The organism is Achromobacter pulmonis, assembly GCF_002885955.2.
In the GTDB taxonomy this organism is placed as follows: domain Bacteria; phylum Pseudomonadota; class Gammaproteobacteria; order Burkholderiales; family Burkholderiaceae_B; genus Achromobacter; species Achromobacter pulmonis_A.
The window spans coordinates 442,963-449,489 of the sequence record NZ_POQS01000002.1; the positions used below are offsets into that span (position 1 = coordinate 442,963).

The following is a 6,527-nucleotide window of genomic DNA, read 5'->3' on the forward strand; positions in this document are numbered from 1 at the left end:
CCCATGAATTTCGCACCCCTGGAGGCAATCATGCGATTCCTACGCAAACCCTGCATCGCCGCCGCGCTGGCCCTGGCGCTGGGCGGCGCGCAGGCCGCCGGCACGCTGAACGTCGCGATCAGCCTGGACCCGGGCAGCTGGGACCCCATCGACACCTTCCTGACGGCCTGGGGCTCGGTGGGCGGCAATCTGTATGACGGCCTGACGATGCGCGGCGCCGACCTGACGCTGCAGCCGGGCCTGGCCACCAGCTGGGAATTCCTGGACGACAACCAGCGCCTGCGCTTCAAGCTGCGCACCGGCGTCAAGTTCCATAACGGCGAACCCTTCGACGCCGAGGCCGTGAAGTTCAGCTTCGAACGCCTGCTGGGCGCCGAGGGCCTGAAAGGCCCGCAGAAATCCAACTACGACTCGATCGGCGAGGTCCGGGTCGTGGACGAGCACACCGTCGACTTCGTGCTGAAGCGGCCGGACCCCATCCTGCTGACCAAGCTGGCCGGCTATGGCGCCATGATCGTGCCGCCGCGCTACATCAAGGAAAAGGGCGAAGCGCACTTCAACGCCAACCCGGTGGGCACCGGCCCGTTCAAGTTCGCCGGCTACCGGCCCAAGGTCAGCATCACGCTCGCGCGCAACGATGACTACTGGGGCGGCAAGCCCAGGCTGGACCAGGTGATCTACCGGTTCATCGGCGAACCCGGCACCCAGGTGGCCGAACTGCAGGCCGGGCGCATCGACATCGCCACGCTCATTCCGCTGGGCCTGATCGACACCGTCAAGGGATCGAGCAAGGCCGACGTCATCTCCACGCCCGGCCCGGTGGTGCACGCGCTGCGCTTCAACACCAGAAACGGCATCACCCGCGACCGCGACGTGCGCCGCGCGCTGACCATGGCCGTGGACCGCGACGCCATCGTCAAGCTGCTGTTGCTGGGCCAGGCCCGGACCATCGCCAGTTTCCAGGGGCCGTTGTCGTTCGGCTACAACCCCGAGCAAAAACCCCTGCCCTTCGATCCCGAGGGCGCCAGGAAGCTGCTGGCCGCGGCGGGCGTGAAGCCGGGCGCCGCCGTGCGGATCGACGTGCGCGGCAATACCTCGAACTTCCGCGAAGTGGCGCAGGCCGTCGCCGGCTACCTGCAGGCGGTGGGCGTGCGCGCCACGATCAAGCCGCACGAAGCCAGCGCGCTGCTCAACGACATCATTCCCAACGGCAAGGCCGGCGACATGTGGCAAAGCCAGTGGGGCGGCTGGACCTACGACTACGACAACACCGCCTACCTGATGTATCACTCGGGCCAGAAATGGAACCCGTTCGACGACGATCCCAAGCTCAACGCCATGCTGGAGGCGCAACGCACCGTCTATGACCGCAAGCGCCGCGAAGCCATGCTGCAGGAGATCGCCGGCTACGTCGCCGACCAGGCGCTGGATCTGCCGCTGTACAGCCTGAACACCATCGTGGGCGTGAACAAGCGGGTCAGGAACCTGGAGCTGCCCGGCGACATCCGCTTCCGCTTCCTGGAAACCGCCGTGGACTGATCCCATGACCGGATTCATTGTCCAGCGGGTGTTGCAGGCGGTGTTCGTCATCATCGCGGTGACGCTGCTGGTCTCGTACGCGCTGCGGATGACCGGCGATCCGGCGCTGATGCTGAGCGAAGGCGCGGGCGGCGTCACCGAAGAGGACCTGGCCAACATCCGCCAGGCGCTGGGCCTGAACCGCCCGTTCCACGAGCAATACCTGTCCTACATGCAGGGGCTGCTGCGCGGCGACTTCGGGCGCAGCTTCCTGGGCGGTACGCCGGTGGCCAGGCTGATCGGCGAGGCGCTGCCGGCCACGCTGATGCTGGCCTGCGCCTCGCTCGCCGCATCCATCCTGATCTCGCTGCCGCTGGGCATCCAGGCCGCGGTCAGGCGCGGGCGGGCCGCCGACCAGGCCATCCGCATCCTGTCGCTGGTGGGCTTGTCCTTTCCCAATTTCTGGCTGGCGCTGATGCTGGTGCTGCTGCTTTCCATCACGTTTCCGCTGTTGCCGCCGTCCGGCTGGAGCGGCCCGGCCAGCCTGGTGATGCCCGCCCTGACCATGGCCATCATCCTCAGCGCCACCAATATCCGGCTGGTGCGCACCACCATGCTGGACACGCTGTCGGCCCAATACATCATGGTGGCGCGCAGCAAGGGGCTAAAGGAACGCGCGGTGCTGTACAAGCACGCGCTGCGCAACTGCGCGATTCCGCTCATCACCTATCTGGGCCTGCAGTTCGGCGGGCTGATCGGCGGCATCGTGGTCATCGAAATGGTCTTCAACTGGCCCGGCATGGGCACCCTGGCCTTCGACGCCGTGGCCGGCCGCGACTATCCGGTGCTGCAGGGCGCGGTAACGGTGCTGGCCGCCCTCATCGTGCTGGTCAACCTGGTCGTCGACATCGCCTACGGGCTGGTCGACCCTCGCATCCGTGCGCGCTGATCCCGCGCGTCCATCCCGCATGCAGACCCTGTCCACCCCCGCCGCCGCCGAGGGCGCCAGGCCGCGCCTGCGCCTTTCGCTGGAGCTGGCGCTGGGCGTGCTGCTGACCGGCGGGATGGCGGCGCTGGTGCTGGCCTCGGGCTGGCTGTTCCCGGACGGCGGCGCGGCCATGGACCTGACGGCCCGCCTGACCGCGCCGGCCGTCACCGCCGCGCATCCGCTGGGCACCGACCCGCTGGGCCGCGACGTGCTGGCGCGCGTCATCGTCGGCGGTAGAATCTCGCTGCTGGTGGGGTTCGCATCGGTGCTCGGCGGCGCGCTGCTGGGCAGCGTCATGGGCCTGGTCGCGGGCTTCTACCGCGGATTCTGGGACGTGATCGTGATGCGTTGCGCCGACGTGCAGCTGGCGCTGCCGTTCATCCTGGTGGCCATCACGTTCATCGCGATCCTGGGCGGCGGCCTGTCCAACGTCATCGTCTTCATGATCGCGTCGCAATGGGTGCAGTACGCGCGCGTGGTGCGGGCGCAGGTGCTGACGCTGCGGGAGCGGGAATTCGTGCAGGCTGCGCGCGCCTTCGGCGTGCGCGACCCGGCCATGATGCGGCATCACATCGTGCCCAACGTGCTGGGTCCGCTGGTCATCCTGATGACGCTGAACGTGGCCAACAACATCCTGCTCGAAAGCAGCCTGACGTTTCTCGGGCTGGGGGTGGACCCCATGATTCCCAGCTGGGGCGGTATGCTTGCCGACGGCCGGACCTACATGCAGACGGCCTGGTGGGTCAGCGTATTTCCCGGACTGGCCATCATGCTGACGGTGCTGGGCCTGAATCTGCTGGGCGACTGGCTGCGCGACCGCCTCGATCCGAAAGGGTGAACCGTCACAGGTTTTAAGGATTTTGAAAGATGCCTTTGCTGGAAAAAACATTCGACCGCACGCTGGACGCCTGGACCCACGCCTACATGGCGCCGGCCTGGCGCGGCGCGACGGTGGAAGGCTGGCTGTTCGAAGGGCCGCAGGCGCGGCTCGCGGCCCAGGCCCGTCTGGCGCAGGCCGGGGTCGCCGCCCGCTTTCGCAGCGCCTACAAGCCGCTGCTGCATTTTTTCCTGGAAGAGGTCGAACGCGCCGGGCTGGTTTCGGCCCGCGTGCGCTATCCCGTGCACGAACACGCGCACGCCAGGCGCTTCGCGCTGGAGGCCTATCCGCTGGTCGGCCTGCTCGACGGGGTGCGCGTCACGCTGGAAGCGGGCGCGGATGACCTGCACTACGACGTGGCGCTGGGCTATGCCGACGGCAGCGTGATCGAACAGCGCGTCTACGCGCCGAACCAGCTCGGCCACGCCCCCGACGGCACGCCCGAACTGTCGCCCACGGGCTGGCTGCGGGTGCGCGACGCCGAAGGCGCGCTGCATACCGACGCCGCGCATCTCACCGAATACCAGCAGGTGTTCCGCAGCATCGTGGATACGGTCCGCGCCCGTTCCTGGGGCGCGCACGAACCCTTTTTCGAACGCCTGGAGATCCGCGTGGACCTGCCCGGCATCGAGTACGCGCTGCCGGTGGACGAAGAAATCGTCAGCACTTTCGAGGCGCTGCACGAAGACCTGTATTTTTCGCTGCTGGAATTCTTCCAGCGGCACTCCGGGCGCCCGGCCGGCGACCGCGGCCTGCAGCCCGGCCAGATCGTTCCCGACATCCGCCGCAACGACGGCGCGGCGCGCGTGCGCATGACGCTGGAACCTTTCGCCGCGCTCGCGCCGCTGGTTCCCGCCGCCCCCGCCATGCCGCTGGCGCAGATGCGCGAGCCGCTGTCGGCCGCGCAGATCGCCGGCTGCATGGCCGACCTGGGCGGCGACGCCTTCCAGGCCGTCTCGCGCGAAGGCCGCCCGGTGCTGGGAACCTATCTGCGCGGCCCGGGGCCGGCCGTCTTCATTTCGGGCGCGCAGCACGCCAACGAGACCTCGGGCGTCGTCGGCGCCCTGCGCGCCGCGCAGGCGCTGGCGGCCGCCGGCGACCCGCATTTCGCGCTGATCGCCGCCGAAAATCCCGATGGCTATGCGCTTTTCAACCGCCTGCGCGAACGGCATCCGCGCCACATGCTGCACGCCTCGCGCTACAGCGCGCTGGGCGACGACATCGCGCACCGCGAGAACGCCCCGTTCTTCGAGCGCGAGGGCCGGCACCTGGCGCTGGCCATCAGCGGCGCGCAGCTGCACATCAACCTGCACGGCTATCCTGCCCACGAATGGACCCGTCCGCTATCGGGCTACCTGCCGCGCCATTTCGAGCGCTGGACCATACCCAAGGGATTTTTCCTGGTCATGCGCCACCATCCGGGCTGGGGCGACCGCGCCCGCCGCCTGGTCGCGGGCGTGACGGCGCGGCTCGCCCGCGACGTGGCCGGCCTGGTCGAGTTCAATGCCCGGCAGCTTGAACGTTTTCAGGCGCACGCGGTCGAAACCGGTTTCGACCTGCATCACGGCATCCCCGTGCAGATCGAGGAAAGCGACCGCGAAGCGGTCCCGCTGACCTTGATTTCGGAGTTTCCGGATGAAACCGTCTATGGCGAGCGCTATGTTTTCGCGCATACTGTACAAATGGAAACCGTCCTGGCGGCCACCGGCCTTTACCGCGCAGGACTTTAGCGGCTACGCGCCGCTCGCGGCCAAGGACCGCAACGGCACCCGACTCTCAATCAATAAGAAATGAATATCCGAGAACGCAATCACGGCGACGATCTGGCCCTGGTGGACATCTGGCTTCGTTCGGTGCGCGCCACGCATACGTTCCTGACGGAAAAAGAAATCCAGGCCATGTACCCGCAGGTGCTCAACACCTACCTGCCGTCCGTGCGGGTATGGGTTTGCGAGGACGACACCGGCGAGGTCGCAGGCTTCATGGGCCTGAACGGCAACAAGGTCGAAATGCTGTTCGTCGACGCCAACAAGCGCGGCAAGGGCGCCGGCCGCCGGCTGCTGAATTTCGCGCGTTCGCTGCACGGCACCCTGCTGGTGGACGTGAACGAACAGAACCCGCAGGCCCACGGCTTCTACAAGCACTACGGTTTCGAAGACGTCGGCCGTTCAGACCATGACGATTCGGGCCGGCCGTTTCCCATCATCCATATGAAACTGGCGTAGGATGGGTGCAGCGCGAGATTCCTTGAACAAGCACTCAATCATCGAACGCGCGAAACCAATCAGGCGGCGAAAGCCGCCGCATCCACCCGCCCCCCTCACCCCGCCGATTTTTCCTCATGCCTGGCGCGCCAGGCCTTGAGCGCTTCGCGGTAGTTGTCCATGGCTTCGTTGTAGACGTCATAGACACAGGGTATGCAGCCGCTGTTGCAGCATTCTTCGGGCGCGGGCGGCTCGGGCGGCACGGGCGGCGGATCGTCGTCGAAAACAGGTTTGGTGCTCATACAGAGATGTTAACGCCGCCGCCCGGACCTTACTGAGGACGCGTGCGGATCGCGACGGGCGGCCAGGTTTCCTTGATCGCGTCGTAAATGCGCTTGCCGACCCGGCCGTCCTGCGGCAGGTTGCGCCGGGCCTGTTCCTCGCGCACGGCGTCGCGCGTCTTGGCGCCCGGAATACCGTCGGCCACGCCCACTTCGTAGCCCAGGCCGTACAGCATTTCCTGCAGCTCCTTGATCTGCGCGCGCGACAGGCCCGGATCGTCGGTCGGCCAGGCCGCGGCCAGGGCCGGGCCGCCTTGCAGGCGGTTGAGCAGCAGCGACACCGCCAGGCCGTAGCGGCGCGACTGGTTGTAGTGCAGGATGGCGTCGAAATTCACGGTGGCCAGGAACACCGGGCCACGGGCGCCGGTGGGCGCGAACAGATAGGCCTGCTGATCGTTGCCGGCGGCCAGCTTGAGCGCCGAGCCGTCGCCCTGCTTCACGCCGGTCTGCGCCCACTGCGCGATGCTGCGGCGGTCCTGCGACCCCACGTACTCGGCGTCGGGCTCGGGCGCAATGGCGGCCGCGACCTCGGCGGGCACGCGCACCTCGACCACGGCCGGCAGGCCGTGCGTCCATTTGGCGCGGCGCTTGCGCAAATG

General features: G+C 67.7%; 7 protein-coding genes. 5 read left to right on the plus strand and 2 right to left on the minus strand.

Going from position 1 to position 6,527, the window contains the following annotated elements; translation table 11 throughout:
* Positions 1 to 30 precede the first annotated feature (30 nt).
* From C1I89_RS08140 to C1I89_RS08160, 5 genes are read left to right on the plus strand one after another with little or no spacing between them, the layout of a single operon-like run.
* On the plus strand, positions 31 to 1,539 hold the full coding sequence (locus tag C1I89_RS08140; protein WP_102772835.1) for an ABC transporter substrate-binding protein: 1,509 nt from the start codon (positions 31 to 33) through the stop codon (positions 1,537 to 1,539).
* Positions 1,540 to 1,543: 4 nt separating this feature from the next.
* Positions 1,544 to 2,467 carry an ABC transporter permease gene (locus tag C1I89_RS08145; RefSeq protein ID WP_102772271.1) on the plus strand — a complete coding sequence of 308 codons (924 nt, stop codon included), beginning with the start codon at positions 1,544 to 1,546 and terminating at the stop codon, positions 2,465 to 2,467.
* 19 nt (positions 2,468 to 2,486) lie between these two features.
* On the plus strand, positions 2,487 to 3,344 hold the full coding sequence (locus tag C1I89_RS08150) for an ABC transporter permease (protein WP_102772272.1): 858 nt from the start codon (positions 2,487 to 2,489) through the stop codon (positions 3,342 to 3,344).
* Between the two features lie 29 nt (positions 3,345 to 3,373).
* The gene (locus tag C1I89_RS08155; RefSeq protein ID WP_102772273.1) at positions 3,374 to 5,113 is read left to right on the plus strand and encodes a peptidase M14; all 1,740 of its coding nucleotides are present in this window, start codon (positions 3,374 to 3,376) and stop codon (positions 5,111 to 5,113) included.
* Positions 5,114 to 5,173: 60 nt separating this feature from the next.
* Positions 5,174 to 5,608, plus strand: coding sequence for an acetyltransferase (locus C1I89_RS08160; protein ID WP_102772274.1), 435 nt, complete (start codon positions 5,174 to 5,176; stop codon positions 5,606 to 5,608).
* Between the two features lie 95 nt (positions 5,609 to 5,703).
* Here C1I89_RS08160 and C1I89_RS08165 read toward each other — a convergent pair whose 3' ends face one another.
* Together C1I89_RS08165 and C1I89_RS08170 are read right to left on the minus strand one after the other, a co-directional pair.
* Positions 5,704 to 5,889 carry an oxidoreductase-like domain-containing protein gene (locus C1I89_RS08165; protein WP_102772275.1) on the minus strand — a complete coding sequence of 62 codons (186 nt, stop codon included), beginning with the start codon at positions 5,887 to 5,889 and terminating at the stop codon, positions 5,704 to 5,706.
* A gap of 29 nt (positions 5,890 to 5,918) precedes the next feature.
* The coding region (locus tag C1I89_RS08170; protein WP_181390911.1) for a peptidoglycan-binding protein at positions 5,919 to 6,527 on the minus strand (609 nt) is incomplete at its 5' end.